Origin of the sequence: Microbacterium sp. KRD172 (genome assembly GCF_017168295.1) — a bacterium.
Lineage (GTDB): Bacteria > Actinomycetota > Actinomycetes > Actinomycetales > Microbacteriaceae > Microbacterium > Microbacterium profundi.
Map to the genome: position 1 here is coordinate 1,834,107 of NZ_JABFAS010000002.1, position 20,316 is coordinate 1,854,422.

At 67.6% G+C, this 20,316-nt stretch carries 20 protein-coding genes; 6 read left to right on the top strand and 14 right to left on the bottom strand.

The window, feature by feature from the left end:
• Window positions 1–116 precede the first annotated feature (116 nt).
• Window positions 117–1,859, bottom strand: a complete 1,743-nt coding sequence (locus tag J1M43_RS09240) for a DEAD/DEAH box helicase (protein ID WP_206476523.1) — start codon at window positions 1,857–1,859, stop codon at window positions 117–119.
• Window positions 1,860–2,005: 146 nt separating this feature from the next.
• Between J1M43_RS09240 and J1M43_RS09245 the strand changes: the two genes are divergently transcribed.
• A complete protein-coding gene (locus J1M43_RS09245; protein ID WP_033107013.1) occupies window positions 2,006–2,848 on the top strand; it encodes an SGNH/GDSL hydrolase family protein in 843 nt (280 codons plus the stop codon).
• Window positions 2,849–2,867: 19 nt separating this feature from the next.
• Here J1M43_RS09245 and J1M43_RS09250 read toward each other — a convergent pair whose 3' ends face one another.
• Window positions 2,868–3,668, bottom strand: a complete 801-nt coding sequence (locus tag J1M43_RS09250; RefSeq protein WP_206476524.1) for an RNA methyltransferase — start codon at window positions 3,666–3,668, stop codon at window positions 2,868–2,870.
• Window positions 3,669–3,759: 91 nt separating this feature from the next.
• Here J1M43_RS09250 and J1M43_RS09255 point away from each other — a divergent pair, with 91 nt between their 5' ends.
• Together J1M43_RS09255 and J1M43_RS09260 are read left to right on the top strand one after the other, a co-directional pair.
• Complete coding sequence (locus J1M43_RS09255; protein ID WP_033107012.1) at window positions 3,760–4,593, top strand: Sir2 family NAD-dependent protein deacetylase; 834 nt, start codon at window positions 3,760–3,762, stop codon at window positions 4,591–4,593.
• Entirely contained in the window at window positions 4,590–5,174 is a 585-nt protein-coding gene (locus J1M43_RS09260) for a histidine phosphatase family protein (RefSeq protein ID WP_033107011.1), read from the top strand. The genes J1M43_RS09255 and J1M43_RS09260 overlap by 4 nt, the downstream gene beginning before the upstream one ends.
• A 36-nt stretch (window positions 5,175–5,210) precedes the next feature.
• Here the strand turns inward: J1M43_RS09260 and J1M43_RS09265 are convergent, their stop codons facing one another.
• Genes J1M43_RS09265 through J1M43_RS09285 form a run of 5 tightly spaced genes read right to left on the bottom strand, consistent with a single transcriptional unit; the run spans window position 5,211 to window position 11,161 of the window.
• Window positions 5,211–6,020 carry a CoA ester lyase gene (locus tag J1M43_RS09265; RefSeq protein WP_206476525.1) on the bottom strand — a complete coding sequence of 270 codons (810 nt, stop codon included), beginning with the start codon at window positions 6,018–6,020 and terminating at the stop codon, window positions 5,211–5,213.
• Entirely contained in the window at window positions 6,010–6,495 is a 486-nt protein-coding gene (locus J1M43_RS09270) for a MaoC family dehydratase (RefSeq protein ID WP_206476526.1), read from the bottom strand. Before J1M43_RS09270 ends, J1M43_RS09265 begins: the two co-directional genes overlap by 11 nt.
• Before the next feature lie 9 nt (window positions 6,496–6,504).
• A complete protein-coding gene (locus J1M43_RS09275; RefSeq protein ID WP_206476527.1) occupies window positions 6,505–7,656 on the bottom strand; it encodes an acyl-CoA dehydrogenase family protein in 1,152 nt (383 codons plus the stop codon).
• Window positions 7,653–9,608 carry a biotin carboxylase N-terminal domain-containing protein gene (locus tag J1M43_RS09280; RefSeq protein WP_374058520.1) on the bottom strand — a complete coding sequence of 652 codons (1,956 nt, stop codon included), beginning with the start codon at window positions 9,606–9,608 and terminating at the stop codon, window positions 7,653–7,655. Before J1M43_RS09280 ends, J1M43_RS09275 begins: the two co-directional genes overlap by 4 nt.
• On the bottom strand, window positions 9,608–11,161 hold the full coding sequence (locus J1M43_RS09285) for a carboxyl transferase domain-containing protein (protein WP_206476529.1): 1,554 nt from the start codon (window positions 11,159–11,161) through the stop codon (window positions 9,608–9,610). Before J1M43_RS09285 ends, J1M43_RS09280 begins: the two co-directional genes overlap by 1 nt.
• 94 nt (window positions 11,162–11,255) lie before the next feature.
• Here J1M43_RS09285 and J1M43_RS09290 point away from each other — a divergent pair, with 94 nt between their 5' ends.
• Window positions 11,256–11,843, top strand: a complete 588-nt coding sequence (locus J1M43_RS09290; protein ID WP_206476530.1) for a TetR/AcrR family transcriptional regulator — start codon at window positions 11,256–11,258, stop codon at window positions 11,841–11,843.
• 201 nt (window positions 11,844–12,044) lie between these two features.
• On the opposite strand, the gene J1M43_RS09295 is transcribed toward J1M43_RS09290, so the two are convergent.
• The 3 genes from J1M43_RS09295 to pdhA are packed head-to-tail and all read right to left on the bottom strand — an operon-like array spanning window position 12,045 to window position 15,521.
• The gene (locus tag J1M43_RS09295; RefSeq protein WP_206476531.1) at window positions 12,045–13,400 is read right to left on the bottom strand and encodes a dihydrolipoamide acetyltransferase family protein; all 1,356 of its coding nucleotides are present in this window, start codon (window positions 13,398–13,400) and stop codon (window positions 12,045–12,047) included.
• Window positions 13,397–14,407 carry an alpha-ketoacid dehydrogenase subunit beta gene (locus J1M43_RS09300; protein ID WP_206476532.1) on the bottom strand — a complete coding sequence of 337 codons (1,011 nt, stop codon included), beginning with the start codon at window positions 14,405–14,407 and terminating at the stop codon, window positions 13,397–13,399. Before J1M43_RS09300 ends, J1M43_RS09295 begins: the two co-directional genes overlap by 4 nt.
• A 1-nt stretch (window position 14,408) precedes the next feature.
• Entirely contained in the window at window positions 14,409–15,521 is a 1,113-nt protein-coding gene (gene pdhA / locus J1M43_RS09305) for a pyruvate dehydrogenase (acetyl-transferring) E1 component subunit alpha (RefSeq protein WP_206476533.1), read from the bottom strand.
• A gap of 168 nt (window positions 15,522–15,689) precedes the next feature.
• Between pdhA and J1M43_RS09310 the strand changes: the two genes are divergently transcribed.
• Window positions 15,690–16,163, top strand: a complete 474-nt coding sequence (locus J1M43_RS09310) for an Lrp/AsnC family transcriptional regulator (RefSeq protein WP_033107004.1) — start codon at window positions 15,690–15,692, stop codon at window positions 16,161–16,163.
• Here the strand turns inward: J1M43_RS09310 and J1M43_RS09315 are convergent.
• Window positions 16,135–17,034 carry an alpha/beta fold hydrolase gene (locus J1M43_RS09315; RefSeq protein WP_206476534.1) on the bottom strand — a complete coding sequence of 300 codons (900 nt, stop codon included), beginning with the start codon at window positions 17,032–17,034 and terminating at the stop codon, window positions 16,135–16,137. The two genes, J1M43_RS09310 and J1M43_RS09315, sit on opposite strands and share 29 nt — an antisense overlap.
• Before the next feature lie 60 nt (window positions 17,035–17,094).
• Here J1M43_RS09315 and J1M43_RS09320 point away from each other — a divergent pair, with 60 nt between their 5' ends.
• Window positions 17,095–17,820: an exonuclease domain-containing protein gene (locus tag J1M43_RS09320; RefSeq protein ID WP_033107002.1), complete on the top strand. Its 726-nt coding sequence runs from the start codon at window positions 17,095–17,097 to the stop codon at window positions 17,818–17,820.
• Between the two features lie 137 nt (window positions 17,821–17,957).
• On the opposite strand, the gene J1M43_RS09325 is transcribed toward J1M43_RS09320, so the two are convergent.
• From J1M43_RS09325 to glgA, 3 genes are all read right to left on the bottom strand, one after another.
• Window positions 17,958–18,215: a type B 50S ribosomal protein L31 gene (locus tag J1M43_RS09325; protein WP_033107001.1), complete on the bottom strand. Its 258-nt coding sequence runs from the start codon at window positions 18,213–18,215 to the stop codon at window positions 17,958–17,960.
• Between the two features lie 86 nt (window positions 18,216–18,301).
• A complete protein-coding gene (locus tag J1M43_RS09330; protein WP_033107000.1) occupies window positions 18,302–19,087 on the bottom strand; it encodes an ABC transporter ATP-binding protein in 786 nt (261 codons plus the stop codon).
• A 17-nt stretch (window positions 19,088–19,104) separates the two neighbouring features.
• The gene (gene glgA / locus J1M43_RS09335) at window positions 19,105–20,289 is read right to left on the bottom strand and encodes a glycogen synthase (protein ID WP_206476535.1); all 1,185 of its coding nucleotides are present in this window, start codon (window positions 20,287–20,289) and stop codon (window positions 19,105–19,107) included.
• Between the last annotated feature and the right edge of the window lie 27 nt (window positions 20,290–20,316).

The window sequence follows — 20,316 nt, forward strand, 5'->3', positions numbered from 1 at the left end:
TGAGTGATCGGGGCAGCCTCAACGGTATCCAGCGGGCAGAGCCGACACCGCCGGAATCCCCGTATTGCCAGCATTTCGGGGTTCCTAACCCTTCGACGGGCTCAGGGAGCAGCGGGCTATTTGCGCACGCGCTTGCGCAGCACCTCGATGCGGGCCTGCAACTGCGTCACGGTCGCCTGCGCGACGGCCGGGCCTCCGCAGATGCGGCGCAGCTCGGCGTGCACCGCGCCATGCGGCTCGCCCGCCTGCCTGGCATACAGCCCGACGAGACTGTTCAGGAGCTGACGCTGTTCGCGCATCGTCCGGTGCAGCGGCGCCGGCAGCGTCGTGACCGTCTCAGGGCCGGCCTCCGCCTCTCGCGCCTCACGCAGCTTCGACTGACGGGTCTGACGCTGCATGAGCAGCTCGTGCACGTGCTCGGGCTCGAGGAGACCGGGGATGCCGATGAACTCCTCCTCCTCCGGCGTTCCAGGTTCGGCGAGCTGACCGAACTCCTGCCCCTCGAACACGACCCGGTCGAAGTGCGCGAGCGACGAGATCGCCTGGTAGCTGAACTCCTGCGTCAGCGCGTCGGAAGCCTCTTCTTCGCGGTTCGCGCTCTCCAGCAGCGAGTCGTCGAGACCGTCCTCATCCTTGGTCTGGCGATCCAGGGCATGATCGCGCTGCTTCTCGAGCTCGTTCGCGAGCCCCATCAGCACCGGCACATTCGGCAGGAAGACGCTCGCCGCCTCGCCGCGACGTCTTGCTCGCACGAAGCGCCCGATGGCCTGCGCGAAGAACAGCGGCGTCGATGACGACGTCGCATAGACACCGACGGCGAGGCGCGGTACGTCCACGCCCTCCGAGACCATGCGCACCGCCACCATCCAGCGACTGTTGTCGGCGCTGAACTTCTCGATGCGCTCTGAAGCGGCTGCCTCGTCGGAGAGCACGACGGTCGGTCGCTGACCCGTCAGGCTGTGCAGGATCTTGGCGTACGCACGGGCGACCGTCTGATCGGTCGCGATCACCAGGCCGCCGGCATCCGGCACATGATGGCGGATCTCGGTGAGCCGGCGGTCGGCGGCCGAGAGCACCGCAGGCATCCACTCGCCCTCCGGGTCGAGCGCTGTGCGCCACGCCTGGGAGTTGACGTCCTTGGTGTTGTCCTGCCCGAGATGCGCCTCGAGCTCGTCGCCGGCGCTCGTGCGCCAGCGCATCTTGCCCGAGTACATGTGGAACAGCACCGGACGCACGACGCCGTCCGCAAGGGCGCGACCGTAGCCGTAGGCGTAGTCGGTCGACGACACTCGGCCGCCGGACTCGTCCGGCGCGTACGTCACGAACGGGATCGGTGCCGTGTCGCTGCGAAATGGCGTGCCGGAGAGCGAGAGACGGCGCTTCGCCGGACCGTAGGCGTCGCGGATCGCGTCACCCCAGCTGAGCGCATCGCCGCCGTGATGCACCTCGTCGAGGATCACAAGGGTCTTCGCGTCCTCAGTGAGGTGCCGGTGCACCGACGACTTCGCGGCGACCTGTGCGTACGTGACGACGACCCCGTGATACTGACGCGACGGCGCCCAGTGACTGTTCCGGAAACGTGGGTCGAGGCGGATGTGCACCTTCGACGCCGCGTCCGCCCACTGGGTCTTGAGGTGCTCGGTCGGTGCCACAACGATGATGCGGTTCACCTCGCCCATGCGGAGCAGCTCGACGGCGAGCGTCAGCGCGAAGGTCGTCTTTCCTGCGCCCGGTGTCGCGGCGACGAGGAAATCGCGCTGATCGCGCTGGAAGTAGATGTCCAGCGCCTCGCGCTGCCATGCACGGAGCTTGTCTGCCGTTCCCCACGGGGCGCGCTGGGGGAAGGACGGAGAGAGCATCGGTTCCAGGATAATCGGTGCCGCCGACACTTCGCCCCGCGCCGGGATCATGACTGTCGCGCTGCCCTCCCCTGTTCGGTCATCGCCGAGTAGGCTCGATCACTGCGCGGTCGCAGTTCCGGTCGCGAGGCAGTGAAGGAGCATCGATGATCGACGAGGAATCGCCCAGAACGCCGTACGTCGCGAACGAGGTTTCGCACCCCTGGCGGCGATTCGTCGCGATCGGCGATTCGTTCACAGAGGGCATCGGCGACCCGGATCCCGCTGTCCCCGACGGGCACCGCGGCTGGGCGGACCGCGTGGCGGAAGAGCTCGGGCGCCAAGTCGACGGCTTCGCCTATGCGAACCTCGCCGTGCGCGGAAAGCTCATCGCGCAGATCGTCGCCGACCAGATCGAACCCGCCGTCGCCCTGCGCCCCGACCTCATCTCGATCTGCGCCGGCGGCAACGACGTCATCCGTCCCGGCACGGACCCGGATGCCATCGCGGATCAGCTCGAGGACGCCGTCGCCCGGCTTGCATCGACCGGCGCCGCGATCGTCGTCTTCACCGGAATCGACACCGGGTTCACACCTGTCTTCCGGCGCTTCCGCGGCAAGGTGGCGATCTACAACGAGAACATCCGCGCGATCGCCGAGCGGCACGACTGCATCGTCGCGGATCAGTGGGCACTGAAGACCGTGCAGGATTCCCGGTTCTTCGACGATGACCGATTGCACTTCAACGCGCTCGGGCACCACGAGGTGGCCCGCATGGTGCTGCGCTCTCTGAACGTGCCGAACGACCTGCAGCCGATGCAACCAGAGCCCCGCCCGGCACGGACGTGGCGGGCGGCACGGGCTGAAGACCTCGGCTGGGCGCGGGAGCACCTCGTGCCCTGGGTGCTGCGGAGGCTGCGGCACCAGTCGTCCGGCGACCTCATCACCGCGAAGCGGCCGGAGCCCGGGCCGATCCTGTTCTCGGACAACTCGAAGCGCGGGAACGAGTAGCCGCCCGCACAGCTAGTAATCAGTCCGCGAGCGCCCACAGCGCGACAGCTGCGGCGGACGCGACATTCAGCGAGTCCACGCCCGCGCGCATCGGGATCGTGACCACGGCATCCGCTGCGTCCAGAGCGTCCCGCGACAGGCCGTCGCCCTCCGTGCCCATGACGAGCGCCACCCTGTCAGGGCGGTCTGCCGCGTACTCGCGCAGGGGAACCGCGTCATCGCTGAGCGCGAGCGCTGCCACCTCGAACCCGGCCGCATGCAGATCGGCGACGGCAGACGTCCAGTCTCCGATCCGGGCCCACGGCACCTGGAACACCGTGCCCATGCTCACCTTGACGCTGCGTCGATAGAGCGGATCAGCGCAGCGCGGCGAGACGAGCACCGCATCGGCGCCGAGTCCGGCGGCTGCGCGGAACGCGGCGCCGACGTTGGTGTGCTCGATGAGATCCTCCAGCACCAGGATGAGCCTTGCGCCTTCGAGCACCTCCGCCACCGTCGGCAGGGCGGGTCGGTGCATCGACGCCAGCGCGCCTCGATGCACCGCGTAGCCGGTGACCTGCTCGGCGACTTCGTCCGGTACGACGTAGATCGCCGTGTCACGGTCACCGAGCGCCTCTTCGACCTGGCCGATCCACCTGCGCTGCGTCAGGACCGAGCGCGGAATGTGACCCGCGTCGATCGCGCGCCGGATCACCTTCACCGACTCGGCGATGTAGAGCCCGTCCCGCGGTTCCGAGACACGCCGAAGCGCGGTGTCTGTGAGGTTCCGGTAGTCGGCAAGGCGAGGATCGGCACCGTCGGCGATGTACTCCAGTGGCATGTTGAACACTCTGCCATCGTCAGGGGCCCGAGCAAGGACGTCCACCATGCGTCGGCCACGCCGTAGACTCCCTCGGGGAGGATTCGTGAGCATGACGACCAGTGCCGAGCTGTCTGCCGGCATAGCGAGAGCCGTCGACCTTCTGAGGGGACGCAGGATCGCCGTCCTCACGGGTGCCGGGATATCCACGGACTCCGGCATTCCCGCGTACCGCGGCGAGGGTGCACGGACCAGGGCCGACCCGATGACCGGTCAGCGCTATCTCTCGGATGAGGCCGCGCGTCGACGTTATTGGGTGGGTGGTCACCTCGGCTGGCGCGCATTCGCACAGGCCGAGCCGAACGCCGGGCACATCGCGCTCGCCGAGATGGAGCGCGACGGTCTCTCCACAGGCGTCATCACCCAGAACGTCGACGGACTCCATCTGCGGGCAGGAAGCAGCCGAGTGATCGAGGTGCACGGCACAATGCGCCGCGTCGTCTGCCTGCGGTGCGGTCAGGTCTTCGATCGCCGCGACATCGCCACGCAGATCGAAGAACTCAATCCCTGGATCACCGTGCCGGAGAACATCGTGCTCAACCCCGACGGCGACGTCGCACCGGAGAGCACGGAGGACTTCGTCGTACCGACGTGCACGGTGTGCGGCGGGATGCTGAAACCCGACGTGGTCTTCTTCGGCGAGTACGTGCCCGCGGACCGCTTCCGTGCGGCCGAGTCGCTTCTGCGCGCCAGCGACGCGCTGATCGTCGCCGGGTCCTCGCTCGTCGTGAATTCGGGCGTGCGGCTCATCGAGCGCGCCCGTCGCCGCAACATCCCGCTCATCATCGTCAATCGCGAGCCCACCCGTGCCGACCCGTGGGCGGACGTGACTCTCGCCGGCGGCACGAGCGACGTCCTCCCCGCATTCCAGGAGCTTCTCACGTGACCTTCATCACCCTCGTCCGCCATGGTCAGACCGACTGGAACCTGGATCGCCGCATCCAGGGCTCGACGGACATCCCGCTCAACGAGACCGGTCGCGGTCACGCGCGCGCCGCAGCGGCGCTGCTCGCAGGCACCACGCATCACGCGATCTACGCGAGTCCGCTCGTACGAGCCCGTGAGACGGCGCAGATCATCGCCGGCGCGATCGGCCTCGCTCAGCCCGAACTGGTCTCCGACCTTCGCGAACGGGAGTTCGGCGAGGCCGAGGGGATGCTCGTCGGGGACTACATCGACCGTTACGGCGACTGGCACGCCGATGTCCCGAAGGCGGAGAGCTTCGATCAGGTCGCCGAGCGTGCGCTCGCCGCCCTGGACGTGATCTCCCTGGCATCTCGCCGGCGTTCGGCACCGACCGCGGAATCCGTCATCGTGGTCGCGCACGGAGGCGTCATCCGCGCACTGCTCGACCACGCCTCGGGCGGAACGATGCCGCCGGCCGGCGCCCCGCTCGCGAACGGATCCGTGCACCGGTTCGAGGCCGCACCAGGGATTCTCCGGCTTCTGGAGACGGTCACCGTCTGAACCCCGCGTCGCCGCGGACGAGCGGATCACCAGGAGTCAGCGACGGGAGCGTGCGATCACGGCTCGTGCGTGCCGCAGCACCGGTTCGTCGACCATCTGGCCACGGAACCGGAACACGCCCCGCTCCCCCTCTGCCGCAGCGATGACGGCCTCCGCCCAGGCAGAGGTCTCGGCATCCGGAAGGTACGCCCGACGGATGATCGGAACCTGACCAGGGTGGATGCACGCCGTGGCGTGGAATCCGGATGCCACGGCATCCGCCGCTTCCTGCTCCAGGCCGTCCGCGTCATCGATGTCGATGTGCACCGCGTCGATCGCCGCCTTGCCCTGCGCGCCGGCTTCCACGAGGACCCTCGAACGCGCGTACCGTGCGACGTCACGATAACGGCCGCCGGCATATCTGCTCGACGTTCCGCCGAGGGACGCCACCAGATCCTCTGCGCCCCACATGAGCGCGACGACCCGATCGTGTGCGGCGAGCCGGTCGGCTGCGGCGACGCCGCCTGCGGTCTCGCACAGGGCGATGAGGGAGAACCGTTGATCGAAGGCGTCCAACGCCGCGGGGTCCTCCGCCTTCGCGACCATCACCGTACGGAAATCCGTGTCAGCCAGCGCCGCGAGGTCTCGTGCGAAGTCACTCGTGCCAGGAGCATTGACGCGCACGATCACACGCTCTGCTCCGACCGCGGCGTCGATCAGGTTGCGCCGGGCTGCGTCCTTGTCTGCGGGAGCCACGGCGTCCTCGAGATCGAGGATCACGGCATCGGCACGTTCGAGGGCCTTCTCGAAGCGCTCGGGCCGATCCGCGGGGCAGAACAGCAGAGCGGGACCGAGCTCAAACACCATCGGACTCGCCTTCCGGCATGCAGTGCACGAGCACTGTGCGTTCCGCCTTCGCGACGACGACATCGTCCTGATTGCGGCCGGTATGCGCGATCGTGCAGATGCCCTGCCCCGTGCGTGATGACGACAACCTCTTCTCGGCCACCACGCTCTCGGTGTAGAGGGTGTCTCCGGCGAACAAGGGGTGCGGGAACGCGATCTCACCCAACCCGAGCTGCGCGACGAGCGTACCCTGCGTCAATTGGGCGACCGACGCGCCGACCATCGTCGACAGCGTCCACATCGAGTTCATCAGGCGCTGCCCGAACTCCTGCTCGGCAGCGAAGGCGGCGTCCAGGTGCAGCGCCTGCGTGTTCATGGTCAGCGTGGTGAAGAGCACGTTGTCGGCCTCGGTCGCCGTGCGACCCGGTCTGTGCAGGTACCGGGCGCCGACCTCGAACTCCTCGAAGTACAGTCCGCGCTGGAGGATGTCGGTCATGCTGAAACGCTACCCGGCGAGACCCAGCGCCCGCGCGATCACGAGCAGCTGCACCTCGGTGGTCCCCTCGCCGATCTCGAGGATCTTCGAGTCGCGGTAGTGACGGGCGACCGGGAACTCGTTCATGAACCCGTTGCCGCCGAAGATCTGCGTCGCGTCCCTGGCGTTGTCCATCGCGGCGTCTCCGGCGACGAGTTTGGCGATCGCTGATGCCTCGGCGAAGGGCTCGCCCGCATCGCGGAGCCGCGCGGCGTGATGCCACGCGAGACGAGCCGTGTGCACTCGCACGCGCATCCGCGCCAGGGTGAACTGCGCGTTCTGCCTCGTGCTCAGAGCGCTGCCGAACACGGTGCGGCTCTTCGCATACTCGACCGCAGCTTCCAGGCACCCTTCCGCAGCACCGGTGGACAGCGCCGCGATCGCGATGCGGCCTTCGTCGAGGATGCTGAGGAAGTTGCGGAATCCGCGACCCTCGACACCGAGCAGGTTCTCCGTCGGGACCCTGGCGCCGTCGAACGTCAGCGGATGCGTGTCGGATGCGCGCCAGCCGACCTTGTCGTACGGCGCCTCCACTGTGAAGCCCTGGGTGCCGTTCGGCACGATGATGGTGGAGATCTCCTTGCGGCTCTCGCGGATGCCGGTGACCGCCGTGACCGTGACGAAACGGGTGATCGGTGTGCCGGAGTTCGTGATGAACTGCTTGGTGCCGTCGATGATCCACTCATCGCCCTCGCGCCGAGCCGTCGTGCGCGTCGCTCCGGCATCGCTGCCGGCTTCCGGCTCGGTGAGACCGAAGCCCGCAAGAGCCCGTCCGGCGAGCAGGTCTGGCAGGTACTCGGCCTTCTGCGCATCATCACCGAAGCGGAAGATCGGCATGGCACCGAGGCTGACGCCGGCTTCCAGCGTGATCGCGATCGACTGATCGACCCTGGCGAGTGCCTCGATCGCGAGGCCGAGGGCCATGTAGTCGCCGCCCTGGCCGCCGAGCTCCTCGGGGAACGGAAGCCCGAACAGGCCCAGCTCCCCCATCTGGCGGACGACGTCCATCGGCAGCGTATGGGTGCGATCGGCCTCATACGACTGCGGGGCGACGACGGTGTCGGCGAACTCGCGCACCATCGCGGCGAGTTCGACCTCTTCGGCAGTGAGATCTTCGGTCATGCGATTGCTCCTTCTGGGGTGTCGTTCGACGCCGTCGCCTCGGTGGGTGTCACCACTGCGACGGCCTGGCCGCGCTTCGCCTGGTCTCCGACCGCCATCAGCAGACGCACGACGCCGTCGTGCGGGGCCGGCACCGGGTGCTCCATCTTCATCGCCTCGATCGAGACGAGAGGCTGGCCTGCTGTCACGGTCGCGCCGTCCTCGACGTGCACGGCGACGATGCTCCCAGGCATCGGTGCGCGGGCTTCGGGGTGCGTCGCCGTGCTGACCGGATGCTGCGCAGCGAGGCGGAGCAGCATCCGCTCACGGCGATCGACGGGGCGAAGACGCGCGGAGCGGCCGTTCTCACTCACCCAGATCGCACCGTCGGCATCCGTCGCCGCGACGGCTTCCCTCGCGTCCGCACCCGTTCCTGTCCCCTCGATGAGTTCATCCGCATCCGTGAGGAATGCGACAACGCGCGCGTCGCGATCGGTGAGGGCGGCCCACGCCCCGCCCGAACGCCGAGACCGAGTCTCCGGCGCGAGACGTCCCTCTGCGCGCTCGGTCTCGTGCTGCAGCTCCTGTTTCGCCGCAGCGACCATGGCGGCGGAAGGCTCGGCCGACCGCACAGGCAGCAGTGTCTCGATCAGACCGGTGTCGAGGTCGCCGCTGACGACCCGCTCGTTCGTGAGAAGCTGCCGCAGGAAGGCGATATTCGTCTCGACGCCGAGAACGACCGTCTCCGCAAGTGCCTGGTCGAGGCGGGCGAGCGCGGTCTCGCGATCGGGGCCGAAGGCGATCACCTTCGCGATCATCGGGTCGTAGAACCCCGTGACCTCGCTGCCGGTCTCGATCGCGGCATCCACCCGCACGCCGCGCGGCGCGGTGAAGCGCAGCACGGAGCCGGTCGACGGCAGGAAGTCGTGCTCGGGCGACTCCGCATAGATACGGGCCTCGACGGCATGGCCGCTCAGCACCGGCGGCGGCGCAAGCACGCCACCGGCTGCGACATCGAGCTGCAGCGCCACCAGGTCCAGGCCGGTGACGGCTTCGGTGACCGGATGCTCGACCTGCAGCCTCGTGTTCATCTCGATGAAGAAGAAGTCGTCTGGCGCGTCGGCGTCGACGAGGAACTCGACCGTACCGGCGCCGACGTACGACACGCTCTCGGCAGCTCGCACCGCGGCATCGAACAGCCGCTCGGTGAGGCCGTCCGGAAGGCCCGCAGACGGTGCTTCCTCGATGACCTTCTGGTGCCTTCGCTGCAACGTGCACTCGCGCTCACCCAGGGCGATGACCGTGCCGTGGGTGTCGCCGAAGACCTGCACCTCGATGTGTCGAGGGCGGCGGATGAGCCGCTCCAGCACGAGCGCGTCGTCGCCGAACGCGGCCTTGGCGATGCGGCGGGCGGATGCGAGCGCTGCGGCGAGTCCGCCGGCATCCGAGACCGCCTCCATGCCCTTGCCGCCGCCGCCTGCGCTGGGCTTGACCAGCAGCGGGTATCCGATCTCGTCCGCACGAGCGGTGATCTCGGCATCCGTCAGTCCCACTGCTGTGAAGCCGGGCACCACCGGGACTCCGCTTGCGCCCACGTGGTCTCGCGCCTTCGCCTTGTCGCCCATGATCTGGAGGGCCATGGTCGAGGGCCCGATGAAGATGATGCCCGCTCGCGCGCATGCCTCAGCGAGGGCAACGCTCTCGGAGAGGAACCCGTAGCCGGGGTGGATCGCCTCCGCACCGACCCGTTTCGCCGCACCGATCACTGCTTCGACGTCGAGATACGACTCCGACGCAGGCGCGGGCCCGATCAGGACGGCGTCGTCCGCGTCACGGACGTGGGGTGCCGCGGCATCCGCCTCGCTGTAGACCGCGACGCTGCGCAGTCCCTGCTCCCGCAGAGTGCGGATGATGCGGCGGGCGATCTCACCGCGATTGGCGACCAGCACCGTGTTCATGTCGTTCATGCTCATCACATCCTGAAGACGCCGAAGCGCGGCTCCGGCAGCGGGCTGCGTGCGACGACGTCGAGTGCGAGGCCCAGCAGGTCGCGGGTCTCGTCCGGGTCGACGATCCCGTCATCCCACAGCCGTGCGGTGGCGTAATAGGGCTCGCCCTGCGTCTCGTACTGCTCGCGGATCGGCTCTTCGAACGCGCTGCGCTCCTCGGCGCTCCAGCTCTCTCCGCGTGCAGTCAGCTGGTCGTCCTTCACGGTCGCCAGCACCGACGCCGCCTGATTTCCGCCCATCACCGAGATGCGGCTCGCCGGCCAGGTCCACAGGAACCGCGGCGAGTACGCACGACCGCACATCGAGTAGTTGCCAGCACCGAAGGATCCGCCGATGATGACGGTGAGCTTCGGCACCCGAGTCGTCGCGACCGCTGTGACCATCTTCGCGCCGTCCTTGGCGATGCCACCCGCTTCAGCCTCTGATCCGACCATGAATCCCGTGATGTTCTGCAGGAACAGCAGCGGGATGCCGCGCTGATCGCACAGCTCGATGAAGTGCGCTCCCTTGAGCGCGGACTCGCTGAAGAGCACGCCGTTGTTCGCGACGATGCCGATCCGATGCCCGTGCAACCTGGCGAACCCGGTCACCAGCGTCGCGGCGTACTCGGACTTGAACTCGCGGAACGTGTCTGCGTCGATGAGCCGGTCGATCACCTCGTGCACGTCGTACGCGGCGTTCACGTCGACGGGGACGACGTCGTAGAGGCTGGACTGCTCGGCGGGTTCGCGGGACGGCGCCACCTCCCATGCCGGTGTGCTCGAGGAGGGCAGCGTAGCGACGATGTCGCGGAGGATCTCGAGGGCATGCTCGTCGTCCTCGGCCAGGTGATCGACCACACCGGAGCGCCTGGCGTGCAGCTCCCCGCCGCCGAGGTCCTCCGCCGAGACGATCTCACCGATGGCGGCCTTGACGAGGGGCGGCCCGCCGAGGAAGATCGTGCCCTGGTTCCGCACGATCACGGTCTCGTCACTCATCGCGGGAACATACGCGCCGCCGGCGGTGCAGGATCCGAGCACTGCCGCCAGCTGCGGGATGCGCTCGGCACTCATCCGCGCCTGGTTGAAGAAGATGCGGCCGAAATGCTCACGGTCGGGGAAGACCTCATCCTGCTTCGGCAGGAACGCCCCGCCGGAGTCGACGAGGTAGAGGCAGGGAAGCCTGTTCTCGAGCGCGATCTCCTGCGCACGAAGATGCTTCTTCACGGTGAGCGGCAGGTAGCTTCCGCCCTTGACCGTCGCGTCATTGCAGACGACCATCACGTGTCTTCCGTGCACGAGGCCGATGCCGGCGATCACGCCCGCCCCCGGCACCTCTCCCCCGTACATCCCGTCCGCGGCGAGCGGCGACACCTCGAGAAACGGGCTGCCTTCATCGAGCAGTCTCGTGATCCTCTCCCTCGGCAGCAGCTTGCCGCGAGCGACGTGTCGGGTGCGAGAGGGCTCGGGGCCGCCGAGCGCGGCGGTGGCGCGGCGCTCGCGCAGCTCGGCTGCGAGCATCTCCTGGGTGACGGGCATCCGGGCGTCCTCCTCGACTCACGGTGGCGTTGAACAGCGCTTTTCGGTTACTGTGCACTAACCAGCCGTTTTAGGTTAGCGAGCATTAACTGAAATGACAAGCCCCCCGACCGCGCGCGATCGCGCGAAAGCAGAGCGCGCGGATTCCCTGCTGCACGAAGCCGCACGCCTCTTCGCCGAGCGCGGCTACTCCGGCGTGAGCCTGGAGGACATCGGATCGGCCGTCGGTGTCTCCGGTCCCGCGGTGTACCGCCATTTCGCGGGCAAGCAGGCGCTGCTCGGCGCCGTCCTCGTCAAGGTCAGCGAAGATCTCGTCAGCGGCGGGTCCCGCGTCGCCGAGTCATCCTGGGGCGATGAGGAGCGGATGCTGGCGCTCATCGGCTTCCACGTCGACTTCGCACTCACGCATGCCGACGTCATCCGTGTGCAGGATCGGGATCTGGCCCACCTGAGCGACGCGGATCGTGCGGAGGTGCGCCGACTGCAGCGCATCTACATCGACCTGTGGATCTCGGCTCTCGCGCCGCTGCACGACGTACCGGCTGATGAACTGCGACTGCGTGTACAGGCCTGCTTCGGTCTCATCAACTCCACCCCGCACAGCACGCGCAGCGCGGCGAGGTCGAACAAGTCGACGGCGACCATTCTCACTGCGATGGCGCGCGCCGCGCTGACGTCCTGAGTTTCGGGCGCTTCGACAGGCTCAGCGACCGGGAAACAGGCTCAACGCCCGGGAAACAGCTCATGCGATCGGGAAACAGGCTCGACGACCGGGAAACAGGCTCAACGCCCGGGAAACAGCTCATGCGATCGGGAAACAGGCTCGACGACCGGGAAACAGCTCATGCGCCGAGTATCGTTCCCTGAGCCTGTCGAAGGGTCGTCAGCGCATCAGCATCGCGCGGCCGGGCTCCTCGAGGATGTCGGCGACGTCCTTCACGAATCGGGCGCCCTCCGCACCGTCGACCACGCGGTGATCGAACGACAGACTCAGCGTCATCACCTGGCGAAGTGCGATCTCGCCCTTGTACTCCCACGGCATGCGCCGCACGGCGCCGACCGCGAGGATGCCGGATTGTCCAGGGGGCAGGATCGGGGTTCCCGCATCGATGCCGAAGACGCCGATGTTCGTGATCGAGAAGGTGCCGCCGGCCAGTGCTGCCGGTGTGGTCTTCCCCGACCGTGCGGTCTCGGTGAGAGCGCACAGCGCGTCAGCGAGCTGGGGCAGCGTCATCTGATCGGCGTCGCGGATGTTCGGCACGATGAGTCCGCGCTCCGTCGCCGCGGCGATGCCGAGATCCACGTAGTGCGGCTGCACGATCTCGCCGGCCGCGTCATCCCAGCGCGAGTTGAGCCCTGGCGTGCGCGTGAGCGCAAGGCACACCGCTTTGGCCACGATCACGAGCGGTCCGATCCGGTGCTCGGACAGTGCCCGGTCATCGCGCAGACGCGCGATCAGATCCATCGTCGCGGTGACATCGACCGTATGGAACGTCGTCACGTGCGGGGCGGTGAAGGCGCTCTGCACCATTGCCGCCGCCGTGTGCTTGCGGACACCTCTGATCGGGATCCGCGTCTCCCGTTCGCCGACCGATGCCGCCAGCGCCGTGTCCGGAACGTGCGCCGTGACAGGCTCCGAATGCCCACCCACCCGCTCGAGGTACGCATCGATGTCATCGCGCGTGATCACGCGGTCTCCTACGTCGGCGGCCACGAGCACGATGTCGACTCCCGATCGCTTCGCGTATGCGCGCACGGGTGGTGTCGAACGCGGGCGCTCACCGACCTCTGCGGGCACGGCTTCCGGTGCCGGCAGCACATCGTGCGGCGCCGCCTCCAGCACAGCGGTGTCGGACACCGCATCGACGCGCCCGGCTCTGCGCACGCGCCGTGTGGGACGGCCGCCCTTCGCCGGGGCGGCTCCATAGCCCACGAGATTCGGCGGCGTCTTCTCCTCTGCAGCCGAGGAAGCCCCGGCGGAGGAAGCCGAAGGCTCCGCTCCGGCCACGTCGAAGGCGATCAACGGAGCACCGACGGCGACGGTCTCGCCCGCCTCGGCGTGCAGGGTCGATACGATCCCGTCGAACGGCGACGGCAGCTCGACGACCGCCTTGGCCGTCTCCACCTCGGCGAGCGTCTGGTTGAGAGTGACGGTGTCGCCCGGCGCCACGAGCCACTGCACGACCTCGGCCTCGGCGAGTCCCTCACCGAGGTCCGGAAGGCGGAACTCCTCGATCATGACTCTGCTCCCGTCAGGCTGTTCGGCCGGTCTAGCACCCGATCGACGGCGTCGAGTATCCGATCGAGATCCGGAAGGTGGAACTTCTCGAGCTTGGCCGGCGGATACGGGATGTCGTGCCCGGTGACGCGCAACGGCGGCGTTTCGAGGTACTCGAAGCACTGCTCCGTGATGCTCGCGATGACCTCCGCGGCGACGCCCGCCTCGCGCGATGCCTCGTGGGCCACGACGACTCGTCCGGTACGGCGCACCGACGCGGTCACGGTGTCGTAGTCGATCGGAGAGATCGAGCGAAGGTCGATGACCTCCAGCGACACTCCATCGTCCTCCGCGGCCGACGCGGCATCCAGCGCAGTCGACACCATCGCACCGTAGGTGATGATCGTGGCATCCGTCCCCTCGCGGAGGACACGCGCGACTCCCATCGGAGGCGCGTCGGCGAGAGAGGCCTCCAGATCGACCTCGCCCTTGTGGTGATACAGGCGCTTCGGCTCGAAGAAGATGACCGGGTCATCCGAGGCGATGGCCTGCTGAAGACAGCGATAGGCATCCTGCGGGTTCGAGACCGTGATGACGCGCAGCCCGGCCGTGTGGACGAAGTACGCCTCCGGCGACTCGGAGTGGTGCTCGGCGGCACCGATTCCACCCGCCCATGGGATGCGGATCGTGATGGGCATCTTCACCCGCCCCTGGGTGCGGTAGTGCAGTTTCGCGACCTGCGAGACGATCTGATCGAACGCCGGGTAGACGAAGCCGTCGAACTGGATCTCGACAACCGGACGGTACCCGCGATAGGCGAGCCCGACAGCAGTACCGACGATGCCGGACTCTGCGAGCGGGGTGTCGATCACGCGTGCGGCACCGAACTCCTTCTGCAGGCCGTCGGTGATGCGGAACACACCACCGAGCTTGCCGATGTCCTCACCCATCAGCACGACCTTCTCGTCGTCGCTCATGGCCTTGCGGAGCCCCGCGTTCAGGGCCTTGCCCAGTGTGATCTCCGTCATCTCAGGCCCCCTCGAATGAAGAGATGTACGCGGCGTACTCGTCGCGCTGACGGTCGATACCGCAGTGCGGCTCGGCGTAGACGTTGTCGAAGACGGCGAGCGGCTCGCGCGTGACCAGGCCCAGACATGCGGCACGCATCTCACGTGCCATGACATCGGCATCCGCCTGCGCAGCAGCCATCTGCTCGTCGTCGAGTTCGCCGGCGGCGCGAAGGTGCGCCTCCAGCCGGGCGATCGGGTCGCGCGTGCGCCAGGGCTCGAGTTCGGCGGGGTCACGGTAGCGAGTGGGGTCATCCGAGGTGGTGTGCGGTCCCATCCGGTACGTCACCGCCTCGATGAATGCCGGCCCCTTGCCCGCACGTGCATGCGCGAGCGCCCAGCGCATCGCCGCCATGCACGCGAGCACATCGTTGCCGTCGACGCGGAGGCTCGGGATGCCGAACCCCGGAGCACGGCCGGCGATCGGATACTGCGACTGCACCGCGACGGGCTCGGAGATCGCCCAGTGGTTGTTCTGGCAGACGAACACGACCGGTGCCTGATATGAGGCCGCGAACACCATGGCCTCGTTGACGTCGCCCTGGCTGGTCGCGCCGTCGCCGAAGTAGGTGACCGCGACTTCCGGGGCCTTCTCGTGCTTGATGCCCATGGCGTAGCCGACCGCGTGCAGTGTCTGCGCGCCGATGATGATCTGCAGCGGAGCGACCCGCATCTCGGCCGGGTCGAACGGGGCGCCCTCTTCACCGCGCCAGACGCGGACGAAGTCACCCGGCTGCGCGCCGCGTGCGTAGATGACGCCGGTCTCGCGGTAGCTCGGGAAGACGAAGTCGATCGGATCGAGCGCACGCGCGGTGCCGATCTGCGCTGCCTCCTGACCGTTGCACGGCGCCCACAGGCCCAACTGCCCCTGGCGCTGCAGCGCGATGCCCTCCGCATCGATGCGGCGCAGAATCACCATGTCGCGATGCAGAGCGCGCAACTGTGCGGCGTCGACATCGGCGACGAACGGGTCGAGCTCCGGGTTCTTCTGACGGGTGCCGTCTGGCGCGAGAAGCCGCTCGGAGAGCTCCAGATCCTGGGTGGTGTCTGCGATCGGTGTGGTCTGCATCGACATCATCGTCCTCCTGTCGTGTGTCTCCCTCGTGAGGAGTTGCACGCGTGCACCGACATCATCATCGGCTACTTCGAGGGTACGTCTGCTGATCAGCACGCTCAAGCATTCACAGCAGCCCTGAGCATGTTGCCCAATACAGGCACGTCGACCCTGCTAATGTTTGGCACTATGCCCGCTCTTGACCGCGTCGATCTCGAACTGCTCGCCGTCCTCGCTGAAGATCCCCGCACGACGATCGTGGCCCTCGCCGAGACGCTCGGGCTGTCCCGCAACACGATCCAGGCACGGATGGCCAGGCTCGAGCAGACCGGGGTGTTCCTGTCCTATGAGCGATCGTTCTCGCCGGAGGTGCTCGGCTTCCCTCTGCAGGCGTTCATCAGCATCGGGCTGCGGCAGACCGAGCTGCCCCGCATCACGGCCGAACTCGCACGCATCCCCGAGGTGCTGCAGGTGCACGGCCTCAGCGGCGCGATCGATCTGCTGGCGCGAGTCGCCTGCCGCGACGCACGTCACCTCTTCGACACGGACGCGCGGATCCTCTCGATCGAGGGCGTCGAACGCACCGAGACGTCGCTCGCGATGGGCGAGGTGATACCGTTCCGCGTCGCCGGACTCATCGGCCTCGCGCGACGGGAACCCTGAGGAAGCGACGGATCGCCCCGGCCGCGTCGGCAGGGGTCTCGTAGTGGATGAGGTGTCCGACGTCGGCGATCTCCACGAGCTCTGCATCGGGGAACAGCGTCGCGAGATGACGCTCGGCCTCGATGGGGGTGATGTCGTCCTTCTGCGCGGCGACCAGCAGTGTCGGCACGTCGATCTGCGGGGCGAAGGCTCTCACGTCGTGAGACACACTCGCGACGAAGGCATCGCGCAGCACATCGCGATCTGCGAAGTCCGAGAAGTAGGTGTCGTGTTGGTCGTGGATGAAGCGTCGAAGGGCAGGATCCTTCGTCTTCGCCATGGTGATGCTCATGACGCGCACGATCAGCCGGTTGCGCAGCAACGCGGTACCGACCTTCGAGGGCAGCATCGCTCCGAGGTCGTAGTACCAGACGGCGAGACGCGTCATCACACCCTTGGGCCCTTCCAGTGCCGGCGCACCGATGGGGTTGATCAGGATCAGTCTCGGTGTCTCGAGCCCACCGGCGACCGCGGCGGATGCCACGATCGAGCCGAACGAATGGCCCAGGATGACGGCGCCGGGCGCGACCGCGGCGGAGAAGCTCCGAAGCCATTCGGCGTATGCGGTGAGATCGTGTGTGCGACCGGGCAGCGGCGGCGTCTCACCGAAACCGGGCAGGTCGGGCGCGATCACCCGCACCTCGGGGAGATACGCGAGCACGGGCTCCAGCCCATGATGCTCGCCGCGGAAACCGTGCACCGCGATCACCGTGGTCGATGAATCAGATGGGCCGTACACCCAGTAGGCGGTCTTCGCGCCCCCCACCTCGACTTCGTGACGTTCGACCGGCAGACGGCTCAGCCGGTCGGCGTACGGCGAGGCAACGGTCATGGATCCAGTCTACGGGCGAGCCTGCACAGCATTGTCCGAAGCCCTCCCTAGCGTGGGGTCATGGCAATCGATCTCGAACTCCCCGGCTGGCTCAGGCGCATCGGCGTCTTCGATCTTGAGACCACCGGTGTCGACGTGACCGCCGATCGCATCGTCACGGCGCACGTCGGCGTGCTCGACGCGAAGGGGCGCGAGATCGCCGCGCGCTCCTGGCTCGCCGATCCCGGCATCCCCATCCCCGAGGGCGCGGCAGCCGTGCACGGTATCAGCACCGAGCAGGCGCGACGTGACGGACGAGTCGCACGAGAGGTCGTCAGCGAGGTCACCGCATCGCTGCGCGCGCTCTTCGCCCAGGGCATGCCGGTGGTCGCCTACAACGCGTCCTATGACTTCTCCCTGCTCACGCACGAGTGCCTGCGGCACGGCATCCCGCCCCTCGAATCACCTGGCCCCATCATCGACCCGCATGTGATCGACAAGGCCGTCGATCGGTATCGCAAGGGCAAGCGCACCCTCGAGGTCGTCGCTGAGCACTACGCGGTGCGCCTCGACGGCGCACATGAGGCAGCCGCAGATGCCATCGCCGCCGGCCGCGTCGCTCAGGCGATCGCGCGCGCCTTCCCGCTCGCAGCCTCGGCACAAGAGCTGCATACGCAGCAGATCGGCTGGGCGCGCACGCAGGCTGAGAGCCTGACCGAGTACTTCATCCGGATCGGACGACTCGACGCCGAGGATTCGCTCGACGGCACGTGGCCAGTGCGGCAGCCGGACTCGACGTCCGTCTGAGACCCCGTGTTGTTCGCGACACCCCATCTGAATGACATGAATATCCCGGGGTCTGGACACGAATCGGGGGTCTTGGCGAACAACCCCGCGCACGAGAAAGGCCCCGCCGAGGCGGGGCCTTTCTCGTGGGGCAGGAGTTACTTGCTGCTGCCGCCGAAGCCCTTGAAGCGCTGGTTGAACTTCTCGACGCGACCGGCCGAGTCCATGATGCGCTGCTTGCCCGTGTAGAACGGGTGCGAAGACGACGAGATCTCGACGTCGATGACGGGGTACTCCACGCCGTCCAGCTCGATCTTCTTGTCGCTGGAGACGGTGGAACGGGTGAGGAACGTCTCGCCCGAGCCGAGGTCGCGGAACACGACGGCCTTGTAGACGGGGTGAATGTCAGTCTTCATTGCTGATTCCTTGGCTTGCGGATACGAAATAGAAAGAGAGTCAGAGGGTGCATGCGCACCAAGGGTCGAGTCTAGCAGATCTGTGTTCAGGACGTGGCGCGCGCCGCGTACCTGCCGTCCTCAGCGCTGAGCACGATCGGCATGCCGAACGCCTCGGTCAGAGCATCCGCCGTCAAGGTCTCAGCGATCGGTCCCGCCGCGACGATGCCACCGTCGCGGATCAGCAGCACGTGCGTGAAGCCGATCGGGATCTCTTCGACGTGATGGGTGACCATGACCATGGCAGGAGTCGTCGGAGACGATGCGTAGCCGCTCAGAAGCCCGAGCAGCTCCTCGCGGGCGCCGAGGTCGAGCGACGCGGTCGGCTCGTCGAGCAGCAGCAGCTCGGGGTCGGTCATGACGGCCCGCGCGATCTGCACCCGTTTCTGCTCACCGTCGCTGAGGGTTCCGAAGGTGCGGTCGGCGAGGTGATCGAGCTTCCACTCGCCCAGCACTCGCACGGCGCGCCGCTCGTCGATGTTCTCGTACTGCTCGTTCCAGCGGCCGGTGACGGAGTACGCGGCGGTGAGCACGACGTTGAGAACCGTCTCGTCGCTCGGCAGGCGTCTCGCCATGGCCGATGAGGCGAAGCCGATCCTGGGACGGAGCTCGAAGACGTCGGTGCGGCCCAGTGTCTCCCCGAGGATCGTCACCGTGCCACCGGTGGGATGCATCAGCGTGTCCGCCAGCTGGAGCAGAGTCGTCTTGCCCGCACCGTTCGGTCCGAGCACGACCCAGCGTTGATCCTCCGCGACCTGCCAGGTCACATGATCGACGATGTTGCGCCCGTCACGGCGCACGACGACATCGGTGAAATCAAGAGCACTCGGCATGTTTCAAGCCTATCGGCTCAATCCGTCAGCTCCGCGTAGAGCGCCCGCGTGGTGTCGGCAATCGCACCCCAGCTGAACTCGCGGGCGGCGCGCTCACGTCCGGCTTCTCCGTAAGCAGCCGCCTGCGCCGGATCCATCGCGACCTCGGTGAGCGTGCGCGCGAGATCGTCGACATAGCGGTCAGGGTCCACCGGCGTCCCCGTGCCGTCAGTCACCTGTTCGATCGGCACGAGACGGCCGGTGACGCCTTCATCGACGACCTCGGGAATGCCACCCGTGGCCGTGCCGACCACAGCGGCGCCGCACGCCATCGCCTCGAGGTTCACGATCCCGAGCGGCTCGTAGACGGACGGGCAGACGAATGTGGTGGCCGCGGTGAGGATCGCGGAGAGCTCGTCTCGAGGCAGCATCCGCTCGATCCAGATCACGCCCTGGCGTGTCTGCTGCAGCAGGCGCACGCCCTCCTGCACCTCCACCATGATCTCCGGGGTGTCAGGTGCACCGGCGCACAGCACGAGTTGCACCTCAGGCGGCAGTTCCGCCGCGGCGCGCAGCAGATACGGCAGTCCCTTCTGCCTGGTGATGCGCCCGACGAAGACCACGGACGGTCGGTCAGGATCCATGCCGATGCTCGAGAGGAACGCAGCATCCTGAACCGGCCGCCAACGTTCGACGTCGATCCCGTTGTGGATCACCCTGACGCGCGCCGGATCGACAGCGGGATAACTGCGGAGGATGTCGGCGCGCATTCCGCCAGACACGGCCACGATGGCCGCCGCGTTCTCGTATGCGAGCTTCTCGACACCGCTTGAGACGGCGTAGCCGCCACCGAGCTGCTCGGCCTTCCACGGTCGCAGCGGTTCCAGGCTGTGCGCGGTGAGCACGTGCGGGATCCCGTGCAGCTGGGACGCGATGTGTCCGGCGAAGTTCGCGTACCACGTGTGACTGTGCACGAGATCGGCCCCGGCGATGTCACCGACCATCGCCAGGTCGGTGCCGAGGGTCTGCACAGCGGGGTTCGCGCCGGCCAATTCGGCAGGACTGCGATACGCCGTCGTCGACCGCTCATCACGCGGCGCGCCGAAGGCGCGAACTTCGACATCGATGCTTTGACGCAGTGCGGAGACGAGTTCAGCGACGTGGACACCGGCCCCGCCGTAGATCTCCGGCGGGTATTCCTTCGTGATCATGTCGACGCGCATGTCTGAACGCTAGTACAGCAACGCGAT